Here is a 23,245-nt window from a genome sequence, read left to right as displayed (position 1 = left end):
TAGGACCACCGTGACCGAGCGACGACGCGCGTTCCGGGGGGCCGCCGTCGGCGCCCTCACCGGAGCCCTCGCCGTCGCCGCCCATGCCACCGCCGACGGCGGAGAGCCCGACTCGACGTCCCTGACCCTGGTGGCCCTGGTGTCCGTCGGGCTCGGGCTGTTGGCGTCGACCGTCGGGACCCGGCGCGACGGCCGGATGCCGGTCGCGGGCTGGCTCGCCGCCGGCCAGGTGATCGCTCACCTCGTCCTGGTCCTGGCCACGGGTCACGCCCACCCGGTCGGTGCCCGCATGCTGGCGGCGCACGCGGCCGCGGTCGCGGTCGGCGCCGTGCTGATCGCCGCGGCGGAACGCCTGGCCGCCGTGGCGGGCTCGGTACTGCGGTCCGTCCGCTTCGTCCCGCGGGTTCCGGCCCCGGCCGCCGGCCCGCCGCTCCCCGGTCACCTCTCCGCCGTCGTTCCGGTGCCCCTGCTGCCCGCTCTCTCGAGACGAGGACCGCCGAGCGCCTGACGCTCCCGGTCCAGTTCCTTCCTCAGCTCAGAGAGACAACCTCATGAATCGCACTGTCACGCGTGCCCTCGGCACGGGTGCCCTGTCCGCCGCCGCGATGATCGCCGCCGCGGGCGTCGCCTCCGCCCACGTCACCGTCGTCGCTCCCGGCGCGGCCCAGGGTGGCTACACCGTTCTCACCGTTCGGGTCCCCACCGAGTCCGACACCACGTCGACGACGTCGGTCTCGGTCGACCTCCCCGACCTCACCTCCGCGCGCACCGAGCCGATGCCCGGCTGGACCGCCACCGTCGAGCGCTCCGCGGACGACAAGGCCACCGGCGTCACCTGGACGGCCGATCCCGGTAACCCCGGTGTCGGACCGGGCCAGTTCCAGCAGTTCGTCCTGTCGGCCGGCCCGCTGCCCGAGGAGGACACCGTCTCCTTCCCGGCGCGGCAGACCTACAGCGACGGGAAGGTGGTCGCCTGGGACCAGCCGACCACCGACGGCGCCGAGCCCGAGTATCCCGCGCCCACACTGGAACTCGCTGCTTCGAGTGCGGACGAGCACGCCGGTCACGGTGGGCATTCGACCGGCGCCTCCGACCCGGCGACGACCACGGCCGCCGCGGAATCCTCGTCGTCCGACGACACCGCACTGTGGGTGGCCGGCGTCGCCCTGGTGCTCGGTGCGCTCGGCGCGGCTCTGGGACTCGGCAGCGTGCTGCGGGGTCGACGCTCGTGACCCGGCTGCGCACGGTACTCCTGCTCCTCGCCGCGATCGCTCTGGTCGGAATGCCCACGGCTGCTGCGCATTCCGTGGTGATCGGCAGCTCCCCGGAGGACGGCAGCACCGTCGACTCCGCACCGACGACCGCGTCGGTGACGTTCAACGAGGCCGTGCAGGAGCAGTTCGCCTCCCTGACGGTGGTCGGCCCGGACGGCAACCTGTGGTCGGAGGGCGATCCCCGCGTCGAGGGGCCGACGGTGTCCGTCGACCTGCGCGAACTCGGTCCGGCCGGGACGTACACCATCGCGTACCGCGTCACCTCGGCCGACGGCCACCCGGTGAGCGGCACCCGCACGTTCGAGTCGACGACGGCGGGGTCCGGCACCCCCGGACCGGCCGCGAACGCGTCGGCGTCGTCGGAGGCCGGCGGCGGAATCCCGTTGTGGCCGTTCCTCGTCGCGGCGGGTGTGGTGTTCGTCGGTGCGCTCGGGTTCTCGCTCCGCTCGCGGCGGTGACCCGAGCATGACCGGAGCCGGGACGACGGAGGGCGCCCGCGAGCGGTGGTCGCCCCTCGCCGTCGTTCCGGCTGCGGCACTCGGGGTCCTGGTCGCCGTGCTGCTCGCCGGCGGGGAAACCGAGTCCGTCGACAGCGCGGTGCGGGCGGTGGCCGACCTCGCCGCCGCGACCACCCTGGGCCTCGGCGTGGTCCTCCTCGCCGGCGCCACCTCCCGGCACGTCGACGACGCCCGGGCGTGGCGCGCCGTGGCGGTCACCGCGGGCACGTGGTGCGTCGCCGAGGCGGCGTTGCTTCTGCTCGGCGCGGCGCGGTCTCAGGGCCTCGCCGCGTCGGACCTCACGACCGCCGGATTCGCGGACTATCTCGGCGGCGTCGTCGGAGGCCGGCTGGGCGCCGCCGTCGTGCTGATCACCGCCCTGCTCGCGTCGGGGGCCGTCGTGGTGGTGCGCACCGGCGCCGACGTCTCGGGAGTGCTCGTGGTGGTGCCGGTGGGTGTCGCCGTGGTGATGCGCCCCATCACCGGTCACCTCGGGCAGCAGGCGTTCGGGGCGCCGACGATCGCCCTGCACGTGCTGGCCGCATCCATCTGGCTGGGCGTGCTGCTCGCCCTCGCTCTGACCCTGCGTACCCGGGGCGGGTGGGCGGAGATGCTGCCGCGCTACTCGCGGGCCGCCGGGTGGTGCGTGGGCATCGTCGTGATCACCGGAGTGGTCGCCGCCGTCGGCCGGGTCGGCTCGGTCTCGGCGCTGATCGACGACGGCTACGGGCGGCTGGTGTTGACCAAGGCCGCACTGGCGGTGCTGTTGGTCGCGGGCGGGTGGTGGCGCCGCCGCACGTGGGTGGCCACCATCGGCGATCACCGCACGTCGGCGCCGGCGTCCGTGGGCCGCGCGGTGTCCGAGTGCGCGCTCATGGCCGTCGCGTTCGGAGTCGCCTCCACCCTGGCGACCACCGGCTGACCGCGGAGTCGACAGAGCGAACGGCACCCCGGTTCCGAGTGGGCGCCCCCGATCGGGGGCGCCGGAACAGATCCGGGGTGCCGTTCGGCGTCAGGCGCGGGCGGGTTCCGGCGACGGCTCCGCGCTGGGCAGCAGTCGCACGAGCACGTCGGACAGCGTGATCACGCCGAGCACCGCCCCGCTGCCGTCGCGCACCACCGCGAGGTGGTTGCGCGTCGAGCGCATCTCGGCCAGCGCCGTGTAGACGGTGCGATCGCCCGCGAGCTCGAACGCCGGGCGCACGAACTCGTCGATCGGCCGAGTGTCCTCCGCCTGCAACGTGTCTCGCACGTGGACCACGCCCACGACGTCGTCCTGCCTGCGCACCAGGATCCGCAGATGACCCGAGCGCAGGGACGCGGCACGGACGTCCGCGACCGTGGCCCCGGCCGGCACCGCGGTGGGGTCGCCGCCGCGCACCAGGTCCTGCACCGTCAGACGCTCGAGCTCCAGGGCGCTGGTGATCTGATCCGAGTACTCCCGGTTCAGCGATCCCACGCTCACGGAGTGCGCGACCAGTTGCGCCAGGTCGTCGGGGTTCTGGCCCGACACCACCTGATTGGCCGGCTCCACGTTCGCCTTGACCAGCAGCCAGTTCGCCATGTTGTTCAGCGTCACCAGGATCGGGCGGGTGAACCACATGAAGATGCGCATCGGGATCGCCAGCATCGTCGCCGACCGCTCGGGGTGCGCGATGGCCCACGACTTCGGCGCCATCTCGCCCACCACGAGATGCAGGAACGTGATGATGATCAGGGCGAGCACGAAGCCGAGCACGTCGGATGCCCAGTAGGGCAGGCCGATCGAGGTGAACAGCGGCCGCAGCCAGTAGTGCACCGTCGGCTTCGAGAACGCACCGAGGGCCAACGCGCACAACGTGATACCCAGCTGCGCCCCGGCCAGCAGCACCGTCAGCTCGGACGAGCTACGTAGCGCGGCGCGGGCCGACCGGCTGGTGGCCGCGGCGTCCTCGAGCCGGTGGCGCTTGGCCGCCAGCAGCGCGAACTCGATGGCCACGAAGAACGCGCTGAGCGCGACGAGCGCGGTGGTGACCACCAGGAAGACCAGGGGGTTGCTCATCGGTTCTGCTCCGTTTCGGCGGCCTCGATCGCGACCTCGTCGGCGCTGCGCTCACCGAGTTCGAGCGTCACCTGCGAGGGCACGTGGTTGTCGATGTCGCGCACCGTGGCCACGAGGTAGCGACTCGGCGGCTCGTCGTCGCCCGCCAGCTCACCGTGGTCCATGGGCAGGTCGATCTCGACGGTGTCCCCCACCTCGGGCAGGGACCCGTACTCGGCGATGACCAGGCCCGCGACGGTTTCGTAGTCGCCGGACGGCAGATCGCGGCCCAGCGAACGCTCCACCTCGTCGAGGTGGACGTCGCCCGCCACCGTCCACACGCCGTCGGCGTCCTGAACGGGGTCGATCGACAGCTCGTCGTCGTGTTCGTCGGTGATCTCGCCGACCAGTTCCTCGGCCAGGTCCTCGATGGTGACGACACCGGTGAAGGACCCGTACTCGTCCACGACGCAGGCCATCTGGTTCTTCGACGTCCGCAGCTCACCCATCGCGTCGGGCAACAGCTGCGATTCCGGCAGCACCAGTGCGGGCCTGATCAGATCGGTCACCGGTGTGTCCTCCGGCAGGTCGGTCTGCATCACGTCGCGCAGATGCACGACGCCGAGGATCGAGTCGTCCGCCGCCATGACCGGGTAGCGTGAGTGCTCGACGCTCATCAGCGCACGCACCTCGGCGATCGTGGCATCGTCCCGGACGGTCGCGACGCGGGACCGCGGGATCATCGCGTGGCCCGCCGTGCGCGTGGGGAAGTCGAGGATGCGGTCGAGCAGGGTGGAGAGCTCCTCGGGGAGGTCGCCGGTGTCGCGGCTCTCGGCCACGATGTGCTCGAGGTCGCGGGCCGTCGCGGAGTGCTCCACGTCGTGCACGGGCTCGATCTTCAGCGCGCGCAGCAGAGCGTTCGACGACGCGTCGAAGATGCGGATGAGCCAACCGAACAGCTTGAGGTAGATCGTGGTCGACAGCGAGAGCCGGCGAGCGACCGGCTCCGGACGGGCGATCGAGTAGTTCTTGGGGAACAGCTCGCCGAAGAGCATCTGCACGAACGTCGAGACCACCAGGGCCGTGACCGCGCCGACGGCGATGCCGATTCCGGCCGGCACTCCGACGCCGCCGAGCAGCGTGCCCAGCGACTGGCCGATGAGCGGCTCGGCGAAGTTACCGACCAGCAGGGCCGTGACGGTGATGCCGAGTTGGGCGCCCGAGAGCATGAACGACGTCCGGCGGGTCACCCCGAGCGTGCGGGCGGCCGTGGTGTCACCGGCCTTGGCGCGGGCTTCCAACCGGGACCGATCCACGGTCATGTACGAGAATTCCTGCGCCACGAAATAGCCCGTGGCGGCAGTGATGCCGACGACCACGACGATGCCCAGCAACAGGGTCAGGATTGCTTCGATCATGTGCCGGTCACCTCCCTGGTCGCATCCGTCGATACGCGGGGAGCCGTGACCGGCCCGGGTCTGTCGCTGTCCATTCGTCCTCTGTCGGTTCGGGTGTTTCGCCCGAATCTACCGGACACCGCGGCAGTACTGCATGGCGCGGATCGACCTCCGCGCCGAACGGTCACCGTCCGGGGTAGTACTTCATGGCGCGGATGAACACCGGCAGCGCCTTCGCCCACAGCTTCGGCGGCAGCCGTCGACCACCGAGATTGATCAGCCGCGTGGTGGACACGGTCTGCGATTCGGTGAACTTGAGGATGCCGTCGACACCGTGGCGGCGGCCCACGCCGGAGACGCCCATGCCGCCCATCGGGGCGCCCGTGCTGCCCCACGTCGGCGCGTAGCCCTCGTCGACGTTGACCGTGCCGGCGCGCAGGCGGGCCGCGATGGCCTCGCCCTCGGCTTTGGTGCGGGCCCACACGCTGGCGTTCAGGCCGTAGTCCGTGGCGTTAGCGCGCTCGACGGCCTCGTCCACGGAGTCCACCGGATAGATCGACACCAGCGGGCCGAACGTCTCGGCGGCGCAGCAGTCCATGTCCTCGGTGACGCCGGTGAGCACGGTGGGCTCGTAGAACATCGGGCCGATGTCGGGCCGCGCCCGGCCACCGGCGAGCACGGTCGCGCCCTTGACCTTGGCGTCGTCGACATGGCGGGAGATGGCCTTGACCTGGTCCTCGGAGATGAGGCTGCCCATCTCGACGCCGAACTCGTACGTGGCGGCCAGCGTCATCTTCTTCACGCGCTCGGCGAACGCCGCGGAGAACTTCTCGGCGATGGCCTTCTCGACGTAGATGCGCTCGATCGAGATGCACAGCTGGCCGGAGTTGGAGAAGCAGGCGCGCACGGCGGCGTCGACCACCTCGGGGATCTTGACGCCCTTGGTGACCACCATCGCGTTCTTGCCGCCCAGCTCGGCGGAGAAGCCGATCAGCCGACGGCCGGTCTGCTCGGCGAGGAGCTGGCCCGTGGCCGTGGAGCCCGTGAACATGAGGTAGTCGGTGGTGTCGACGATCGCGGTGCCGACGACGGACCCGGGGCCGGGGACGACGGCGAAGAGATCACGCGGCAGGCCGGCCTCGTACAGCAGCTCCACGCAGGCCAGGGCGCAGTACGGCGTCTGGCTGTCGGGCTTGAGCACCACGCCGTTGCCGGCGAGCAGGGCGGGAATGGCGTCCGACACGGCGAGCGTCATCGGGTAGTTCCACGGGGAGATGATGCCGATGACGCCCTTGGGCTGGTAGTTGATGCGCGTCTTGGTCAGCACCGGCAGCATGCCGGGCACCCGCTTGCTCTTCAGCAGGTCTCCGGCCGTGCGCGCGTAGTGCCGCGACGTCATCGCGATGTCGAGCACTTCCTCCTGGGCCGCGGACCGGGACTTGCCCGTCTCCGCCTGCGCCATGTCGATGAGCGACGCGCGATGCTTCAGCACGAGGTCGCGGTATTTGTGGAAGATCTTCGCCCGCGCGGAGACGGGCATGTCGGCCCACGCCTTCTGAGCCCTGCGCACGGTCTCGACGGCGGTCAGGACGTCCTCCCGAGTGCCCACCGGGACGGTCGCCATCTCGCGGCCGGTGAAGACCTCGACGACGGGCCGGGTCTCACGGCCGGGAGCGACGGAGGCGAGAGCGACCAGACGGTCGAAGGTGGCAGCGGTCGGCGCAGACATCGAACTCCCCGGGAGACTGGGTGCACGGCTCCGAGACCGGAGCTGTGTGTGACGGGCGTTGACAAGTACCCGCCCACGGTACTCCACGGGTGCGTCACGTCACAGCCCCTGCGCACACGCCCGGACTTGACCCTCACGCGACGGGAGGAATCACAGTGAGCGACGTGAACGATGCACACGGGTTCCTTGCCGTCGGTGCGGACGCCCGACAGTTCCTTACCGTCGGCGCGGTCGCCCGACTCGCCGACGTCAGCGTCCGCACACTCCACCATTACGACGCGGTGGGGTTGGTGGTGCCGTCCGGTCGCACCGGCGCGGGGTACCGCACCTACTCCGACGACGACGTCGAGCGCCTGTTCGCGGTGCTCGCCTACCGCGAACTCGGATTCCCGCTGGACGAGATCAGGACGCTGCTCGACGATCCGGCCGCCGATGCACTGACGCACCTGCGGCGGCAACGGGACGCGCTCGCCGACCGCATCGATCACCTGCAGGCGATGGCGACCGCCGTCGACACTCTGATCGAGGAGAGAACCATGGGACAGCAGCCCACACCCGACCAGCTACGCGAGATCTGGGGCGACGACTGGACGGGCGAGAAGTACGAGGACGAGGCCCGCGAGCGGTGGGGCGAGACGGACGCGTGGGCGCAGAGCCGCGAACGCACCGCGCGATTCACCACCGACGACTGGACGACGATCAAGGCCGACACGGAGGCGCTGGAGGCGGACTGCGCCGCGGCGATGGCGGCCGGCGTGCGGCCGGGAGATCCGGCCGCGAACGCACTGGCCGAGCGCCATCGGCTGTCCATCGACCGGTTCTACGACTGCGACCACGCGATGCAGGTGTGCGTGTCGGGCATGTACGTCGCCGACGAGCGGTTCCGCACGCACTACGACGCGCGGGCCGAGGGCCTGGCGCAGTGGCTGGTGGACGTGATCGCCGCGAACGCGGCCGAGCACGGCGCCTGACCGGCCCGCCCCGAGCCGCTGCGCGTCGTCAGAGGAAGCCGGCGATGCGCCCGATCAGGCCGAGTGCCACGAGCACGACGATGAGGCCGACGACGGCGAGAAAGATGACGGCGGGCGTGCGAGTGCGTTGCGGCGGTTCGTGATTCGGTCCGGCGGCGGACGTGGAGACCGGCGGGGTGTCACCGGGGGCGACACCGCCGCCGGGCTCGAGACCTGCAATTTCCGCGGGATCGGGATTCTGGCCGGACATCGGTGATTCTCCTCCGGACGGTCGGCGCGTTCCGTCGTCGCCGCTGCTTCTCTGACTCGTTGTCATCGGTCACGTATTCCCCCGGTGCGGCAGGTCCAACCGAGCGACGCGCCTCACACCCGGCCGCCCTATCCTGTGCAGCCATGAGCACCTTCATCGCCACGGCCGATCTGGCCGACGCCATCGGTCCGGACATCCGCAGCTGCGACACCCAGTTCCGCCAGTTCGGTGCCGTCACCGAGTTCTGCGGTCCGATCACCACCATCCGGTGCTTCCAGGACAACCTGCTGGTGAAGCAGACCCTGTCGGAGCCGGGTCACGGCGGGGTCCTCGTGGTCGACGGCGACGCGTCGATCCACACGGCCCTGGTGGGCGACATCATCGCGGGCCGCGGCGTCGAGAACGGCTGGGCCGGGGTGATCGTCAACGGTGCGGTCCGCGACTCCGCCATCCTGCGCACCCTGTCGATCGGAGTGAAGGCCCTCGGCACCAATCCGCGCAAGAGCACGCAGACGGGCTCGGGCGAGAAGAACGTCACCGTCGAGATCGGCGGCGTGACCTTCGCACCGGGTGAGTTCGTCTACAGCGACGACGACGGCGTCGTCGTCGTCACCGCGGAGCCGTTGCCGACGCAGGACTGACGGGCGGCGGCGACGGTCATCCGCAGGTGACTACGCCTCCGCGGTGACCCGCGCCGACTGCCCGCCGACGGTCACGACGTCGTCGGCGCGCAGTTGGCGTCCGCGGCGGGTCTCCACCTCGCCGTTGACCTGCACCAGCCCGTCGGCGATCACCGCCTTGGCCTCCGAGCCGGAGTCGATGAGGTTCGCGAGCTTGAGGAACTGGCCGAGGCGGATGACCTCGTCGCGGATCGGGACGACCATCACCCGAACGTCACCCCCTGAGCGAGCGGGAGTTCCGAGCTGTAGTTGACGGTGTTGGTGGTGCGGCGCATGTAGGCCTTCCAGGCGTCGGAGCCGGACTCGCGCCCACCGCCGGTCTCCTTCTCGCCGCCGAACGCCCCGCCGATCTCGGCGCCGGACGGCCCGATGTTGACGTTGGCGATGCCGCAGTCCGATCCGGACGGCGAGAGGAAGCGTTCCGCCTCGCGGAGGTCCGTCGTGAAGATCGACGACGACAGGCCCTGCGGGACGTCGTTGTGGACGGCGATGGCGTCGCCGAGGTCGGTGTAGGTCACGACGTACAGGATGGGCCCGAACGTTTCCCGACGCATCACCGCGGTCTGCGACGGCATGCGGACGACGGCCGGGCGTACGTAGACGCCGCCGGCGCCATCGGCGCTGCCACCGCCGGGACCGTCGACGCGCTCGCCTCCCGTCACGACGATCCCACCGTCCGCCCGGGCCTGGTCGAGGGCTGCGGCGAACGCGGTGTACGCGTCCTCGTCGATCAGGGGTCCGACGAGGGTGTCCGGGTCGAGCGGTGAGCCGATGGGCAACGTCGCGTAGGCGGCGGCGAGTCGGTCGACGAGCTCGTCGGCCACGGACTCGTGCACGATCGCGCGTCGCAGCGACGTGCAGCGCTGCCCCGCCGTGCCGACGGCCGAGAAGACGATGCCGCGCACGGTGAGGTCGAGATCCGCACTGGGACAGACGATCGCAGCGTTGTTGCCGCCGAGTTCGAGGAGGACCCGGCCGAATCGCGCGGCGACGCGGGGGGCGACCTCGCGGCCCATCCGGGTGGAGCCGGTGGCCGAGACGAGCGCGACGCGCGGATCGTCGACCAGAGCCTCGCCCGCGTCCCGCTCACCGAGGACGAGCTGGGTCACGGGGAGGTCGACGCCGGCGCGTCGGGCGGCCTCGTCGGCAAGTGCCTGTACGGCGATCGCGGTGACGGGCGTCTTCTCGGACGGTTTCCACACCACGGTGTCTCCCGCGACCAGGGCGAGCACGGTGTTCCACGACCACACGGCCACCGGGAAGTTGAAGGCCGTGATCACGGCGACCACGCCCAGCGGGTGCCACTGTTCCATCATCCGGTGGCCGGGACGCTCGGTGGCGATGGTCGCTCCGTGCAGTTGACGGGACAGTCCGACGCCGAAGTCGCAGATGTCGATCATCTCCTGGACCTCGCCGAGGCCCTCGCTGACGATCTTGCCGGCCTCGATGCTGACCAGCTCGCCCAGCGCGGACTTGTGCTCGCGCAACAGTTCTCCGAGTTCGCGCACCACCGCTCCGCGCACCGGGGCCGGAACCGACGACCACTCGGTGAACGCGGCCGCCGCAGCCGTGACGGCGTCGGCGGCGGAGACGGTGGTGGGGACGTGGCCGAGCGCCTCGCCCGTCACGGGACTCCGCGTGGCCGCTCCGTCGCCGTCCACCGCGAGCGGCGCGGCTCCGAGACTGCGCAGCAGGTCGGCGGTACGGCTGGCCAGGGTGGCGGTGGCGGTCATGCGTCGAGTCTCCCTCACGGCGTGGACAGGATATTTTCCGTCTCAATCGGTTATTTACAGGATTTTATCGCATAGACTCCCGTTCATGACCCAGGTGCTGCCGATCTCCTCCCCGCCCGGTGACCCGTCGACCGTTCACGAGTCCCTGTCACGCCATCTCCTCGTCGACGGGTTCGACCTCGTGCTCGATCTCCACCGCTCGTCCGGCGCGACGATCATCGACGCCCGCACCGGCGCCGCATATCTCGACATGTTCACGTTCTTCGCCTCCAACGCCCTGGGCATGAACCACCCCGCCCTGGTCGAGGACGCCGAGTTCCGCGACGACCTCCTCACCGCCGCGCTGCACAAGCCGAGCAACTCGGACATCTACACCGAACCGATGGCACGCTTCGTGGACACCTTCGCCCGCGTGCTCGGCCACCCGGAGCTGCCGCACCTGTTCTTCGTGGAGGGCGGCGCGCTCGCCGTGGAGAACGCCCTCAAGGTCGCCTTCGACTGGAAGAGCCGACGCAACGAGGAGGCAGGGCGCGACCCCCGGCTCGGCACTCGAATCATGCACCTCGAGCACGCGTTCCACGGTCGGTCCGGCTACACGATGTCGCTGACCAACACCGACCCGATCAAGGTGGCGCGCTTCCCCGCCTTCGACTGGCCGCGCATCCCCTCCGCCTACGTCCGGGACGGCGCCGACATGGAGTCCGTCGAGCGGCGGTCCCTGGCGGCCGCGCGCGAGCACTTCGACCGCCACCCCCACGACATCGCCGCCGTCGTCCTCGAACCGATCCAGGGCGAGGGCGGCGATCACCACTTCCGTCCGACGTATCTGCGTGCCCTGCAGGACCTCTGCCACGAGTACGACGCACTGTTCGTGGTCGACGAGGTGCAGACCGGGGTCGGGATCACCGGAACGGCCTGGGCGCACCAGCAGCTCGGTATCGAACCGGACGTCGTGGCCTTCGGCAAGAAGACCCAGGTCTGCGGCATCATGGCCGGCCGTCGAGTCGACCTGGTGCGCGACAACGTGTTCCGCGTCGGATCACGCATCAACTCGACGTGGGGCGGCGGGCTGGCAGACATGGTGCGTGCCCGACGCATCCTCGAGGTCGTCGAGCAGGACGGTCTGATCGAGCGCGCCGCGGAGCTGGGCGCGGTCCTGGGCGACGCGCTGGCGGACCTGGCCGTACGACACCCGGCGGTCTCCGAGGTGCGCGGCCGCGGCCTCATGCGCGCGGTGTCCTTGCCCGACACCGAGACCAGGGACGCCGTCGTCACCGACCTGCGCGAGCGCGAGCACGTCCTCATGCTCGGGTGCGGGGACCGCAGCATTCGCTTCCGACCGGCCCTGACCGTCACCGAGAACGACCTCCGCAGCGCCGTCGCGGCACTGGACCGTGTGCTGACGCGTCGGAGCATCCGGCCACGAGTGTGACCGCGCGTCACACGCACTCTCCATCCGTCTACGATCACCAGCCATGACGCTGAAGTACGACGTGGCCGGCCGTGGCCCCACCCTCGTCCTCGTCCACGGAGTGGTCCACCGGCGCCAGGCGTGGGACGCGGTGCTGGACCGACTCACACCACACCGGCGCGTCATCACCGTCGATCTGCCCGGCCACGGGGAGTCGGATCCCCTGCCGGAGGACGGGGAGGACGCGATCGAGTACATGGTGTCGGAACTCATCGCCTTCGTGCGCGAGGTGGAGGAGCCCGGTCAGCAGGTGCACATCGGCGGCAATTCCCTGGGTGGCTACCTCTCGCTCGTCCTCGCCGCCCACGGCGAGGTGGCGTCCGCGACGGCGCTGTCCCCCGCCGGGTTCTTCCTGGGTCGCGCCGATCAAGCACGCACCATCAACACCTTCAAAGCGATCCGGCAGGTCGCCCGCGCCTTCGGCGATCGCGCCCCGGCCGCCATGCGGTACCGCGCCGTGCGCTACCCGTCGCTGCTGCCGTTCTTCGCCCACCCGTCGCGCGTGGCGTACGAGTCGGCGGTACACGACGTGCACTCCCTCACCACGAATCCCATGATCGACGCGGGCATCGAGGCCGACTTCGCCTTCCCCCCGGCCACCGAACCGCGAGTGCCGGTGACCGTCGCCTGGGGAACGCGGGACCTGGTCCTCCCCTACTACCAGTCCCGACGCGTGCGGTCGGTCTTCCCGAACGCGACGGTGATCCCCGTGCCCGGCGTGGGCCACGTCCCCATGACGGACAACCCCGCGCTGATCGCGTCGATCCTGCTCGCGGGTAGCGAACTGCCGGCCTGAGCGAGCGGTCGACCGTCAGGCCGTCTCCATCTCCGCCACCACGCGGCGCACGATGTCCGCGGCGGGGGCGGCGGTGACGGCTCGCCAGCCGGTCCCGGCCCACAGGTTGGGGACGTCGGCGCGGCCGGCTCTCGTGGCGGCGGCCCGCAGCGGCCCCGTCAGTGCGTTGACCTCCGGATACCCTGCCGGTGCGGTCGCCGTGTGCTGCGCCGCGAACTCGTTCTCCAGTCCGCGGGCCGGACGGCCCGAGAAGGACCGCGTGACGACGGTCCGCGAGTAGGTCCGCTCGAGCAGCGCCCTGCGGTGCACGGCGGACGTGCCCGCCTCGTCCGCGCAGAGGAACGCGGTTCCCATCTGCGCGGCGACGGCGCCCAGCCCCAGCGCGGCGACCACGCCGGAGCCGTCCATGATGCCGCCCGCGGCGATGAGCGGGACGTCGACGGACAGTCCGACGGCCACGAGCAGCGAGGGCAGGGACATCGCCTCGCCGCCGCGGGGCGACGACGGGTCGTCGGCGAAGACGCCGCGATGTCCGCCCGCCTCGCTGCCCTGCACCACCAGCAGGTCGGCCCCGTCCTCGGCCGCCATCTCGGCCTCGGCCACCGAGGTGACGGTGCCGATCATCAGGGCCCCGATGTCGTGGACACGGTCGGTCAGTTCCCGCCCCGGCCGGCCGAAGGTCACCGACACCGCGGCGGGCCGATGACGCAGGACGATCTCGATCTTCGCCTCGATCGCGTCGTCGCCGTGGACGGGATCGCCGAGATCGACACCGAGGTCCGCCGCGAGCGGTTCCAGGCCGCGGCGGTAGTCGGCCAGCGCGGACTCCGACGCGATGCGCGCGGACGGCAGGAAGAGATTGACCCCCCAAGACCCGTCGGTCGACCGTTCCACCTCGGTCAGGTCCGCCTCGAGGGCATCGGGGGTGGAGATCGCACCCGCGAGCATGCCGAGCCCGCCCGCCTCGGCGACCGCCGCCGCGAGCGCGGGGGTGGACGGTCCGCCCGCCATCGGGGCGCAGACGATGGGCAGGGCGGCGGGGTGGACGGCCATGCGCACGAGGGTATCGACGGCCGCCGGGGCACGGATCGAACCGGTCCGCTCGACTGGACCAGAACAGACGACAGGTCCGGTTCTTCGGGACGAAGCACCACCGATGCCGGTTATCATCGTCACCGCAGTAGAGAAAGACGGCGTCGGGGCCGTACCGAATACGGGAGTACACCCATGCACGTCGACCCCTGTTCCACGCCGCGGCGATCGTCCGTCACGTGAGCCCGCCCGACCATCGGCAGCGTTCCGCCACGCCCCCGCACGATCCCCGGGGGCGTCGGGGTCGGCGCGGCGAGCCGCACCCCTGGCAGGGCCCGGGACGCCACTCCTCGCCGGAGCAGCGTGCGGCCGACGCCCGCCGGGGCCGGCGCGCCGCGTGGGGTGGTCGCATCGCGACGGGCCCGTTCGCCGTCTTCCGGCGGTGGCTGACCACTCCGCACGACTTCGACTGGATCTTCGTCCACCGCTCCACCCGGCCGCTGCACGGTCTGATCAAGGGCGTGGTGGTGTTCGGGGTCGGACTGAACGCGCTCGTGTCGATGCTCATGCTCGGCTCGCCCTACGGGCCGTCGGGAACCGCCGAGGTCACCTGGGTGATGATCGTGCTCGCCGCGCAGATCGCGGTGATCGCGTGGGTCACCTTCGCGCCCACCCCCACCAGGAAGGCGCAGTTCCTGGGGCTGCTGCTCTTCGGCGATCTGGGCATCACGTCGGTGATCCTGCTGGACACCCCGACCAGCGCCCTGATCGGCACGTTCCTGTTCGCGCTCAACGGCGCCCTCTGCACGTTCTTCCTCAGTGCGCGCATCTTGCTCGCGCACCTCGCCTTCGTGAACGTCGTCATCGCCTGGATCGGCCTGCAGGCGTACCTGCAGGGGCTCTGGGGGATCAACGACGCGGTGGCCGCCGTGCTGGTCGCGAGCGGATCGGTCAGCGGCGTTCCCGTCTTCGCCCACATCGCCTGGTCCCTGGTCTCGGCGGACGCCCGGGCGTCGGAGTTCGACGAACTCACCGGCGTCGCGAACCGTCGGGGCCTGCAGAACGCGGTCGACGAGCTGTGGGACGTCGCCCGCTCGCGCGGCGTGTCCGTCGCGGTCCTCCTGGTCGACATCGACCGGTTCAAGGCGGTGAACGATCGGTTCGGCCACGACCGCGGCGACGCCGTGATCCGGACCGTCGCCTCTCGGCTTCACGCGCTGCTCGGTGCTCGCGGGATCCTGGCCCGCACCGGCGGCGAGGAGTTCGTCGGTGTCGTCGTCGACACGGACGGCGACCTGCCCGACCTGGTGAGTCGCGTCACCGCGACGGTTCACGACCCGGCCGACGACGTGCCCGTCACGGCCAGTGTCGGCGTCGCCGTCATGACGCCCGATTCCCCGTCGTGGCAGGTCGGACCGGCCGCGGTCACCCGCGCGACCCGCGCGGCCGACTCCATGATGTATCGAGCGAAGGCCGCCGGCGGCGACCGCGTACTCACGACGAGGGTCTGACGGTGGCGCGGGCCGCCGCCCCCGGGGCGGGACACCGGGCACACTCGATTCCCATGACCTCCGTGTTCCATGGCCTCGTCGCGATGAATTCGCTCTTCGCGGCGTCGGCGTGGTGCCTCGCGCGCCCCACGCGCCTGTCCGCAGCCGCCACCGCCGTCGCGTCGGTGGGGTGGCTGTTCTTCAACGGCCCGATCGAGGGGCGCGTCCTGGTCGTGTTCTCCCCCCAGCACGGCATCACCGAGTCGGATCTGCTGTCCGTGGTCGGCGTCGCGATCGCCGTGACCGGGTGGTGGCGGTGGCGGCGCGCGCGGGACCGCGCCCTCCCCGTCCGCTGATCCCCCGGGCGCGCGCACAATCCGCGCGCGAACTGCGTGGACGGCGCATAGTGTTCCCATGTCGATCCAGGAACACCGGCGCCCGACGACGTCGTCGGTGACGCGAGAGGTGCCGTCCGACACGTCGTCGCCCGGGGGCCGATCCGGGGGCCGATCCGGGGGCCGATCCGGGGGCCGATCCGGGGCCTCGACCGGATTCCGCCACGAGGTCCCGCACTATCTCGGCCTCGCGGTCGGGATCTACTCGGCAGTGGTCTTCCTCTGGTCGCTCTCGCCCGCCCTGCGCGCGCTCACGCACCACCCCCGTGAGTGGCTCGACGACTACGTCCTCGACGCGCCGGACACCAGCCTGTCCTTCGCGCTCGTCGTCGCCCTGCTGGCGGCCGCGCTCTCGACCCGCAAACGCGTCGCATGGTGGATCGCGACGGTGTACGTGGCCGTGTCGATCGTGGTCAACGTCCTGATCCTCGTCGACGATCCGGGCACGGTGGGGTCCTGGATCGGCACCGTGTTGCAGCTCGCCGCGCTGGCACTGCTCCTGTGGTCCCGCCGCGAGTTCGACACCCGGGTGCGCCCCGGCGCGGTGTGGAAGGCCCTCGGCGTGCTGGTCGCCGGGCTCGCCGTCGGGGTGATCGCGGGATGGGGCCTGCTCGAGGCGTTCCCCGGGTCCCTGGATCGCAGCGAGACCATCTTCTGGTCGCTCAACCGCGTCGCCGGACTGGCGGTGATCGACAACGAGCAGTTCGACGGTCGCCCGCACGGATTCGTCAACTTCCTGCTCGGTTTGTTCGCGTTCCTCGCCCTCGCCGCAGCGGTGCTGACGCTGTTCCGGTCGCAGCGGGCCGTCAACGCCCTCACCGGCACCGACGAGTCCGCCCTCCGCGGCCTGGTGGCCGCCTCTCCCGACGACTCGCTGGCCTACTTCGCCACCCGCCGGGACAAGGCCGTCGTCTTCGCGCCGTCGGGACGCGCGGCGGTGACCTACCGCGTCGAGATCGGTGTCTGTCTGGCCAGCGGCGATCCGGTCGGCGTCCGCTCGGCGTGGCCGCAGGCCATCGAGGCCTGGCTCGACCTGGCGTCGCGGTACGGCTGGGCGCCGGCGGTGATGGGGGCGAGCGAGGCCGGCGCGGCGGCCTACCGCGCGGCGGGGCTCGGCGTGCTCGAGCTGGGTGACGAGGCGGTGCTGCAGACCCGCTCGTTCGGGCTCGGCGGCCCCGACATGCGGCCGGTCCGCCAAGCGGTCAACCGGGCGAAGGCGAAGGGCGTGTCCGTCCGAATCCGACGACACCGGGACATCGGCGCCGACGAGTGGCCCGCCATCGAGAAACGTGCCGACGACTGGCGGGACACCGAGACCGAACGCGGCTTCTCGATGGCCCTCGGACGCCTCGGCGACCCGTTGGACGGCGACTGCCTGCTGGTCGAGGCGGTCCTCGACGAGGCCGGCGGCGGGGCCGGGGACAGTGTGGTCGGCATGCTCTCCCTCGTGCCGTGGGGGCCGGCGGCCGCGTCGCTGGACCTGATGCGGCGCGCGCGGACCGCGCCGAACGGCACCGTGGAGTTGATGGTCTCGGAGCTGGCCACTCGGTCCGACACGGTGGGCATCACCAAGATCTCGCTGAACTTTGCGGTGTTCCGGTCCGTCTTCGAGGAAGGCGGTCGGCTCGGCGCCGGGCCGGTCCTGCGCCTGTGGCGCGCACTGCTGGTCTTCTTCTCCCGGTGGTGGCAGCTCGAGGCGCTGTACCGGTCGAACCTCAAGTACCAGCCGGAGTGGGTGCCGCGATACCTGTGCTTCGGCGACGGGCGCGACCTGCCGAAGGTGGGCACCGCGTCCGCCATCGCGGAGGGCTTCCTCAGCGTGCCGGGTCGACGCGGCCTCGCCGATCCCGGCGGCCGGGGCGTCGTCGGCCACACCGGCACCCACACCGCGGTGCCCGCGGCCGTCGCCGCGCACGGGCTGCTGCACGCCGACGGCAGCGAGCCGGACGGCATCGTGACCGAGACGGGCGCCGAGCGTCGCCGACCCGAGCAGGTGCGAGTCCGACTGGCCAAGTTCGACCGCCTGGCGGGCGAGGGCATCGATCCGTATCCCGTCGCGCATCCGCCGACGCACACCGTCGCCGAGGCCGCGGCGTCTCCCGACGGCACGACGGTCCGCGTGTCCGGACGCATTCTGCGTATCCGCGACTACGGCGGCGTGGTGTTCTGCCTGCTGCGGGACTGGAGCGGGGACCTGCAGGTCCTCCTCGAGCGCGACCGCATCGGGACGGAACCGTTGTCGCGCTTCGCCACCGACGTCGACCTCGGCGATCTGGTCTCGTGCAGTGGCATCCTCGGCCGATCGCGCGCCGGAGCGCAGGCGCTGCTGGTGTCCGACTGGCGGATGAACGGCAAGTCACTGCATCCGTTGCCGGACAAGTACCGCGGCCTGACCGACCCCGAGGCGCGGGTGCGGCAACGCTACGTCGACATGGCGATCAACCCGCAGGCGCGTGCGTTGATGCGAGCGCGCAGCGCCATCGTGACGTCGCTGCGTGACACCCTGGGCGGCCGCGGCTTCCTCGAGGTGGAGACTCCGATCCTCCAGCAGGTGCACGGTGGGGCCAACGCGGCGCCGTTCCTCACCCACATCAACGCCTACGACCTCGATCTCTACCTGCGCATCGCGCCGGAGCTCTACCTCAAGCGCCTGTGCGTCGGCGGCATGGAGAAGGTCTTCGAGATCGGCCGCGTGTTCCGCAACGAGGGTGCGGACTTCAAGCACAACCCGGAGTTCACGATCCTCGAGGCGTACGAGGCCCACAGCGACTACGAGCGGTGCATGGTCCTCTGCCGCGAACTCATCCAGAGAGCGGCAGTGGCCGCGCACGGCCGCGAGGTGATCCACCGTCCGGACGAGAACGGCACGCTCGTCGAGATCGACATCTCCGGCGAGTGGCCGGTCAAGACCATGCACGGCGCGATCGCCGAGAAGATCGGCGCCGACGTCACGCCCGCGACGCCCCTCGAGGAGCTGCAGCGACTCTGCGACCTGCACGACGTGCCGTACCAGTCGACCTGGGACGCCGGCGCGGTCGCGCAGGAGATGTACGAGCATCTGGTGGAGGACTTCACCGAGTTCCCCACGTTCTACATCGACTTCCCGACCTCGATGTCGCCGCTCACGAGGCCGCATCGGTCCATCCCCGGCGTCGCCGAGAAGTGGGACCTGGTGGCGTGGGGCGTCGAACTCGGCACGGCGTACAGCGAGTTGACCGACCCCGTGGACCAGCGGCGGCGGCTCACCGAGCAGTCCATGCTGGCGGCCGGCGGCGACCCCGAGGCCATGGAACTCGACGAGGACTTCCTCCAGGCCCTCGAGCACGGTATGCCGCCGACGGGTGGACTGGGGATGGGAGTCGACCGCGTGGTCATGCTCATCACCGGCGGCAGCATCCGCGAGACGCTGGCCTTCCCGCTGGCGAAGCCGCGCGGAGAATGACGATCGGGTCGAGCGGCGGAGCGCGCACTGTTTCACATGAAACCGTCACCGTGCTCGGCAGCGCGGTGCACGTGGCGCGGGTACACGGCGACTCCGCGCCGGTGGTGCTCTGCGGCGGCCTCGGCAGCTCCTGGCACGACTGGGTGGACGTGCTCACCCTCCTCGGCGACGCCGGGTGCAGCGCCGTCGCCCTCGATCGCCCCGGCTTCGGAGACAGCGAGCCGCGACCGGGGGAGGTGCCCACCGTCGCCGGTGAGGCCCGACGCATCGTCGCGGTACTCGACGCACTGGGCCCGACGCGGCCCGCCGTGCTGGTCGGGCACTCCATGGCGGGGTTCTACGTCGAGGGTGCCGCCCGCCTCGAGCCGGACCGCGTCGGCGGCCTCGTCCTGCTCGACTCGAGCGTCGAGAAGTCACCGGGCGCCCTGGTGCCCCGGCGCCTCCGCATGCCCGCCGCGCGCATCCTCGCCCGGACGTCCTCGGCGGTGGGGCTGCAGGCACTGGGCGCCGACGCCGTACGCCACCTCGTGGTCCGAGCGGTCCCCCCCGACGGCTACCCGCCCGAGCGCATCGACGACCTCCGGCGCCTCTACCGCGAACCCTCCTACCTCGAGGCCGCGACGGTCGAGTACTTCGCGTACGCCGACCTCGCCGTCGAGCTGAACCGACTGCGGCGAGACACTCCCCTACCGGACGTGCCCATCGTCGTCGCCGCGGCCCACACCTCCCACCGGACCCCGTGGGGCGCGCGGTGGATTCGGAAGCAGCAGCGGCTCGCGTCGTACCTCGGGGGACGGTTCGTCGTCGTCTCGCCCTCGCACCATCACGTGATGATCGACCAGCCGGGTGTGGTGGCGCGGGCCGTCGACGCGGTGCTGCAGGACGCCCGTCGCGAAAAATAGTCCGGAAACCGGAAAAGCCGGACATCTCCGTGCCGCGTCCATCCCGCGGCCGTGTCCGTTGGGTTCGACGACGACGAACCCGCGAGAACACGGAGGAAAACTCGCTCGGACACGAACATCACGCGAACTCACGGTGAACTCGACAGTATTCTGTGCATTCATTTCATTTCGACCGAACCGTACGTTTGTGATCGACGACTCGAAAAATTGCGAGATCGGTCATTGTCCGGAGGATCGATCACATGACGTCCCCGTACTCGATCGACCGAGAAACCGCCGTCGGCGCCGAAGCGCGGCTGTCCTGGATCCTCGCCGGAGTCGCCGGAATGCTCGGCGCGGTGGCCTTCCTGCATTCCGCGGGATACTTCGTCACCTTCATGACGGGCAACACCGAGCGCGCCGTCGTCGGCTGGTTCGGCCACCCCGACGGCAAGGAAGTCGCGCCTGGCGCAACACCTTTGGTCGCCCTGGCCCTCATCGTCTCGTTCGTGGCGGGCGTCGTCCTCGCGTCGTTCTGCCGTCGTCGCTACTGGGACAATCACCCGCACGGTGCCACCGTGGTCACCACGATCGCGTTGGCCCTGGCCGGCATCATCGACATCGCCGTGTCCGGCTGGTCCTCGGCGGACGTCAGCCTTTACCCCATTCTTCTGGTCGCCTTCGCGCTCGGTGCCCTGAACACCGCATTCACGAAGAAGGAAGAGACATTCATCCCGCTGAGTTATGTCACCGGCACCGTCGTGAAACTCGGCCAGGGAATCGAACGGCACCTGACCGGTGGCGGCACCCGATACGACTGGCTCTGCTATCTGCTGCTGCTCGGATCCTTTTCTCTCGGCGGCGCGGTGGGAGCGGCCGTGGGCGTCCTCATCACGGGTCCGCAGGTCCTCCTGCTCGCCGCCCTCCTCAGCGGCGGGGCCACCGTCTTCACCTTCACCCACACCGAGCGCCGAACGGTGTTCGGCTGAGAACGTCCGAGGCCCGGGCGGACAGGGTCGTCAGGAGCCCGGCTCGGACCGGGCGGCCCGGGCCCGCGGAACCACACGGGTGAGCTGGGTGACGTGCTCGGGGCCGAGGTCGGCGATCGTGTTCACCTGCAGCAGTTGCATGGTGCGCACGATCTCCTCGCGCAGAATGGCGATGGCGCGATCCACACCGGCGCGACCGCCCGCCATCAGCCCGTAGAGGTACGCCCGACCGATCAGGGTGAAAGAGGCCCCCAGCGCGATCGCGGCGACGATGTCGGCTCCGTGCATGATCCCCGTGTCGACGGCGACCTCGAAGTCCGGCCCGACCTCGCGCACCACCGACGGCAGCAGGTGGAAGGGCACGGGGGCTCGATCGAGCTGGCGGCCACCATGGTTGGACAGGACGATGCCGTCGACCCCACGTTCGGCGAGCTCGACCGCATCCGCCACGGACTGCACACCCTTGACCACCAACCTGCCGGGCCAGATGCTGCGGATGACGTCGAGATCGGCGAAGGAGATGGTCGGATCCATGGCCGAATTCACCAACTGGCCCACGGTGCCGCCGGTCGAGGACAGGGACGCGAACTCGAGCTTGGGGGTGGTGAGGAAGTCCCACCACCACCACGGCCGGGGAATGGCGTCGGCGATGGTCGACGCCGTCAACTGCGGCGGGATGGAGAAGCCGTTGCGCGTGTCGCGCAGCCTCGCCCCGGCGACGGGGGTGTCGACGGTGAACAGGAGAGTGTCGAAACCGGCCCGCGCGGCCCGCTCGACGAGGCCGAACGAGATGTCGCGATCGCGCATCACGTACAGCTGGAACCAGTTTCGGCCCGTCGGGTTGGCGGCGCGGACGTCCTCGATCGAGGTGGTGCCCAGAGTGGACAGGCCGAAGGGAATGCCGGCGGCCCCGGCGGCTCCCGCCCCCGCGTACTCGCCCTCGGTCTGCATCAAGCGGGTGAACCCGGTCGGGGCGATGCCGAACGGGAGCGACGACGGGCCCCCGAAGACGGTGGTCGAGGTGTCGACCCGGGACACGTCGCGCAGGATCGACGGGTGGAACTCGATGTCGCGGAACGCCTGTCGCGCCCGCGCGAGCGAGATCTCGGCGTCGGCAGCACCGTCGGTGTAGTCGAAGGCGGCGCGGGGAGTGCGTCGCCTGGCGATCGTCCGGAGGTCCTCGATGGTGAGGGCGGCGTTCAGTCGGCGGCGGCGCAGGTCGAAGTCCGGCTTCCGGAAGGACAGCAGCTCGCGCAGTTCGGCGGGGCGGGGCAGTTGGCGGGCGACGGGCATCGGTGTCGACCTCTTCTCGGGGGACGGCTACGGCAAGGACCACGTCCAGACTGCACCCGCACGGCGCCCCCTGGCACCATGGCGTCGGTGAAGCGCACCGTCTCGGCCGCCCTCGAGGTCACCGTCACCGATCCGACCAGCCTCGAGTTCCAGATCGCCGCCGCCCGCGTCCCGGGCCTGGTGATCGACGAGCAGTTGACGTTCGAGCTCGACGGCCGCGCCCTCGCACCCGTGGAGATCACGGCCGAGCACGGCAGCCGCATCCACGGCTTCGACTGCGATCGCGGCCGGCTCAGTGTCCGCTACCGCGCGACGGTCGACGGGCACGCCGAACCGCCGGACGTCGTCGATCGCGACCTGTCGGTGTACCTGCGCCCGTCGCGCTACGCGGAGTCCGACACGTTGACCGGTTTCGCCGCACGGGAATTCGGCCACCTGGAGTCCGACGGCGAGGTTCTCGCCGCCGTGACGGCCTGGGTCGCTCGGCGGTTGCGCTACGTGCCCGGCAGCAGCGATCCGATCGACGGCGCGTCGGACACGCTCCTCGCCGGAGCCGGCGTCTGTCGTGACTACACCCACCTCGTCGTGGCCCTGCTCCGAGCGCGGCAGATCCCCGCCCGCCTCGTCGCCGTGTACGCGCCGGGATGCGATCCCATGGACTTCCACGCCGTCGCCGAGGCCTGCGTCGACGGGGTGTGGCGCGTCGTCGACGCGACCCGCCTCGCGCCGCGCCAGTCCCTCGTGCGGATCGCCACGGGGCGGGACGCCGCGGACACCGCCTTCCTGGACAACCACGACGGGTACCTCACCCTCGACCGATTGGACGTCCTCGCCGTGGTCGAGGGCGACCTCCCCGTCGACGACGTGACCCGTGAGGTCTCGATTTCCTGAGCGGGCAGGGCTAC

General features: G+C 71.0%; 22 protein-coding genes. 14 read left to right on the top strand and 8 right to left on the bottom strand.

What is annotated here, in order from left to right:
- The 4 genes from RC2_RS18160 to RC2_RS18145 all read left to right on the top strand — a co-directional run.
- A partial coding sequence (locus tag RC2_RS18160) for a hypothetical protein (protein WP_218017975.1) occupies positions 1-508 on the top strand: 508 nt, incomplete at its 5' end.
- Between the two features lie 43 nt (positions 509-551).
- The gene (locus tag RC2_RS18155; RefSeq protein WP_068144775.1) at positions 552-1,232 is read left to right on the top strand and encodes a YcnI family copper-binding membrane protein; all 681 of its coding nucleotides are present in this window, start codon (positions 552-554) and stop codon (positions 1,230-1,232) included.
- A 50-nt stretch (positions 1,233-1,282) separates the two neighbouring features.
- Positions 1,283-1,732 (top strand): copper resistance CopC family protein, encoded by a 450-nt coding sequence (locus RC2_RS18150; RefSeq protein ID WP_082895341.1) that lies wholly within the window; start codon positions 1,283-1,285, stop codon positions 1,730-1,732.
- Positions 1,733-1,739: 7 nt separating this feature from the next.
- Positions 1,740-2,693, top strand: coding sequence for a CopD family protein (locus RC2_RS18145; RefSeq protein WP_068144854.1), 954 nt, complete (start codon positions 1,740-1,742; stop codon positions 2,691-2,693).
- Positions 2,694-2,783: 90 nt separating this feature from the next.
- On the opposite strand, the gene RC2_RS18140 is transcribed toward RC2_RS18145, so the two are convergent.
- The 3 genes from RC2_RS18140 to RC2_RS18130 all read right to left on the bottom strand — a co-directional run bounded on the left by RC2_RS18140 (position 2,784) and on the right by RC2_RS18130 (position 6,917).
- Positions 2,784-3,812 carry a hemolysin family protein gene (locus tag RC2_RS18140; protein ID WP_174552349.1) on the bottom strand — a complete coding sequence of 343 codons (1,029 nt, stop codon included), beginning with the start codon at positions 3,810-3,812 and terminating at the stop codon, positions 2,784-2,786.
- Entirely contained in the window at positions 3,809-5,206 is a 1,398-nt protein-coding gene (locus tag RC2_RS18135) for a hemolysin family protein (RefSeq protein ID WP_139277464.1), read from the bottom strand. Before RC2_RS18135 ends, RC2_RS18140 begins: the two co-directional genes overlap by 4 nt.
- Before the next feature lie 166 nt (positions 5,207-5,372).
- Positions 5,373-6,917: a succinic semialdehyde dehydrogenase gene (locus RC2_RS18130; RefSeq protein WP_068144781.1), complete on the bottom strand. Its 1,545-nt coding sequence runs from the start codon at positions 6,915-6,917 to the stop codon at positions 5,373-5,375.
- 164 nt (positions 6,918-7,081) lie between these two features.
- Between RC2_RS18130 and RC2_RS18125 the strand changes: the two genes are divergently transcribed.
- The gene (locus RC2_RS18125; protein ID WP_068144860.1) at positions 7,082-7,888 is read left to right on the top strand and encodes a MerR family transcriptional regulator; all 807 of its coding nucleotides are present in this window, start codon (positions 7,082-7,084) and stop codon (positions 7,886-7,888) included.
- A 28-nt stretch (positions 7,889-7,916) separates the two neighbouring features.
- On the opposite strand, the gene RC2_RS18120 is transcribed toward RC2_RS18125, so the two are convergent.
- Positions 7,917-8,138 (bottom strand): DUF6480 family protein, encoded by a 222-nt coding sequence (locus tag RC2_RS18120; RefSeq protein ID WP_068144784.1) that lies wholly within the window; start codon positions 8,136-8,138, stop codon positions 7,917-7,919.
- Between the two features lie 143 nt (positions 8,139-8,281).
- On the opposite strand from RC2_RS18120, the gene rraA reads away from it, so the two are divergent.
- Positions 8,282-8,779 (top strand): ribonuclease E activity regulator RraA, encoded by a 498-nt coding sequence (gene rraA / locus RC2_RS18115; protein WP_068144787.1) that lies wholly within the window; start codon positions 8,282-8,284, stop codon positions 8,777-8,779.
- A 30-nt stretch (positions 8,780-8,809) separates the two neighbouring features.
- Here the strand turns inward: rraA and RC2_RS18110 are convergent, their stop codons facing one another.
- Together RC2_RS18110 and amaB are read right to left on the bottom strand one after the other, a co-directional pair.
- Complete coding sequence (locus RC2_RS18110; protein ID WP_068144863.1) at positions 8,810-9,022, bottom strand: RNA-binding S4 domain-containing protein; 213 nt, start codon at positions 9,020-9,022, stop codon at positions 8,810-8,812.
- Positions 9,022-10,551 (bottom strand): L-piperidine-6-carboxylate dehydrogenase, encoded by a 1,530-nt coding sequence (gene amaB / locus RC2_RS18105; protein WP_068144789.1) that lies wholly within the window; start codon positions 10,549-10,551, stop codon positions 9,022-9,024. The genes RC2_RS18110 and amaB overlap by 1 nt, the downstream gene beginning before the upstream one ends.
- An 85-nt stretch (positions 10,552-10,636) precedes the next feature.
- On the opposite strand from amaB, the gene lat reads away from it, so the two are divergent.
- Together lat and RC2_RS18095 are read left to right on the top strand one after the other, a co-directional pair.
- On the top strand, positions 10,637-11,983 hold the full coding sequence (gene lat / locus RC2_RS18100; protein WP_068144792.1) for an L-lysine 6-transaminase: 1,347 nt from the start codon (positions 10,637-10,639) through the stop codon (positions 11,981-11,983).
- A gap of 43 nt (positions 11,984-12,026) precedes the next feature.
- Positions 12,027-12,818 carry an alpha/beta fold hydrolase gene (locus RC2_RS18095; RefSeq protein WP_068144795.1) on the top strand — a complete coding sequence of 264 codons (792 nt, stop codon included), beginning with the start codon at positions 12,027-12,029 and terminating at the stop codon, positions 12,816-12,818.
- A gap of 15 nt (positions 12,819-12,833) precedes the next feature.
- Here the strand turns inward: RC2_RS18095 and RC2_RS18090 are convergent, their stop codons facing one another.
- Positions 12,834-13,871, bottom strand: coding sequence for a nitronate monooxygenase (locus RC2_RS18090; protein ID WP_068144799.1), 1,038 nt, complete (start codon positions 13,869-13,871; stop codon positions 12,834-12,836).
- A 218-nt stretch (positions 13,872-14,089) separates the two neighbouring features.
- Here RC2_RS18090 and RC2_RS18085 point away from each other — a divergent pair, with 218 nt between their 5' ends.
- The 5 genes from RC2_RS18085 to RC2_RS18065 all read left to right on the top strand — a co-directional run bounded on the left by RC2_RS18085 (position 14,090) and on the right by RC2_RS18065 (position 21,047).
- Positions 14,090-15,361, top strand: coding sequence for a GGDEF domain-containing protein (locus RC2_RS18085; RefSeq protein WP_082895337.1), 1,272 nt, complete (start codon positions 14,090-14,092; stop codon positions 15,359-15,361).
- Between the two features lie 53 nt (positions 15,362-15,414).
- Complete coding sequence (locus RC2_RS18080; RefSeq protein ID WP_068144801.1) at positions 15,415-15,696, top strand: hypothetical protein; 282 nt, start codon at positions 15,415-15,417, stop codon at positions 15,694-15,696.
- Positions 15,697-15,934: 238 nt separating this feature from the next.
- Positions 15,935-19,177 carry a bifunctional lysylphosphatidylglycerol synthetase/lysine--tRNA ligase LysX gene (gene lysX, locus RC2_RS18075; protein WP_068144869.1) on the top strand — a complete coding sequence of 1,081 codons (3,243 nt, stop codon included), beginning with the start codon at positions 15,935-15,937 and terminating at the stop codon, positions 19,175-19,177.
- A gap of 50 nt (positions 19,178-19,227) precedes the next feature.
- Entirely contained in the window at positions 19,228-20,079 is an 852-nt protein-coding gene (locus RC2_RS18070; protein ID WP_245811184.1) for an alpha/beta fold hydrolase, read from the top strand.
- Between the two features lie 242 nt (positions 20,080-20,321).
- On the top strand, positions 20,322-21,047 hold the full coding sequence (locus tag RC2_RS18065) for a YoaK family protein (protein ID WP_068144807.1): 726 nt from the start codon (positions 20,322-20,324) through the stop codon (positions 21,045-21,047).
- A 30-nt stretch (positions 21,048-21,077) separates the two neighbouring features.
- Here the strand turns inward: RC2_RS18065 and RC2_RS18060 are convergent, their stop codons facing one another.
- Positions 21,078-22,340 carry an alpha-hydroxy acid oxidase gene (locus RC2_RS18060; protein ID WP_068144810.1) on the bottom strand — a complete coding sequence of 421 codons (1,263 nt, stop codon included), beginning with the start codon at positions 22,338-22,340 and terminating at the stop codon, positions 21,078-21,080.
- A gap of 78 nt (positions 22,341-22,418) precedes the next feature.
- On the opposite strand from RC2_RS18060, the gene RC2_RS18055 reads away from it, so the two are divergent.
- Positions 22,419-23,231 carry a transglutaminase-like domain-containing protein gene (locus RC2_RS18055; protein ID WP_068144814.1) on the top strand — a complete coding sequence of 271 codons (813 nt, stop codon included), beginning with the start codon at positions 22,419-22,421 and terminating at the stop codon, positions 23,229-23,231.
- The last annotated feature ends 14 nt before the right edge of the window (positions 23,232-23,245 follow it).

Origin of the sequence: Rhodococcoides corynebacterioides NBRC 14404, from assembly GCF_001894765.1 — a bacterium.
GTDB classification, from domain to species: Bacteria; Actinomycetota; Actinomycetes; order Mycobacteriales; family Mycobacteriaceae; genus Rhodococcoides; species Rhodococcoides corynebacterioides.
Note: the sequence above shows the minus strand (reverse complement) of the source record. Positions and strands in the feature narration are given on the sequence as shown.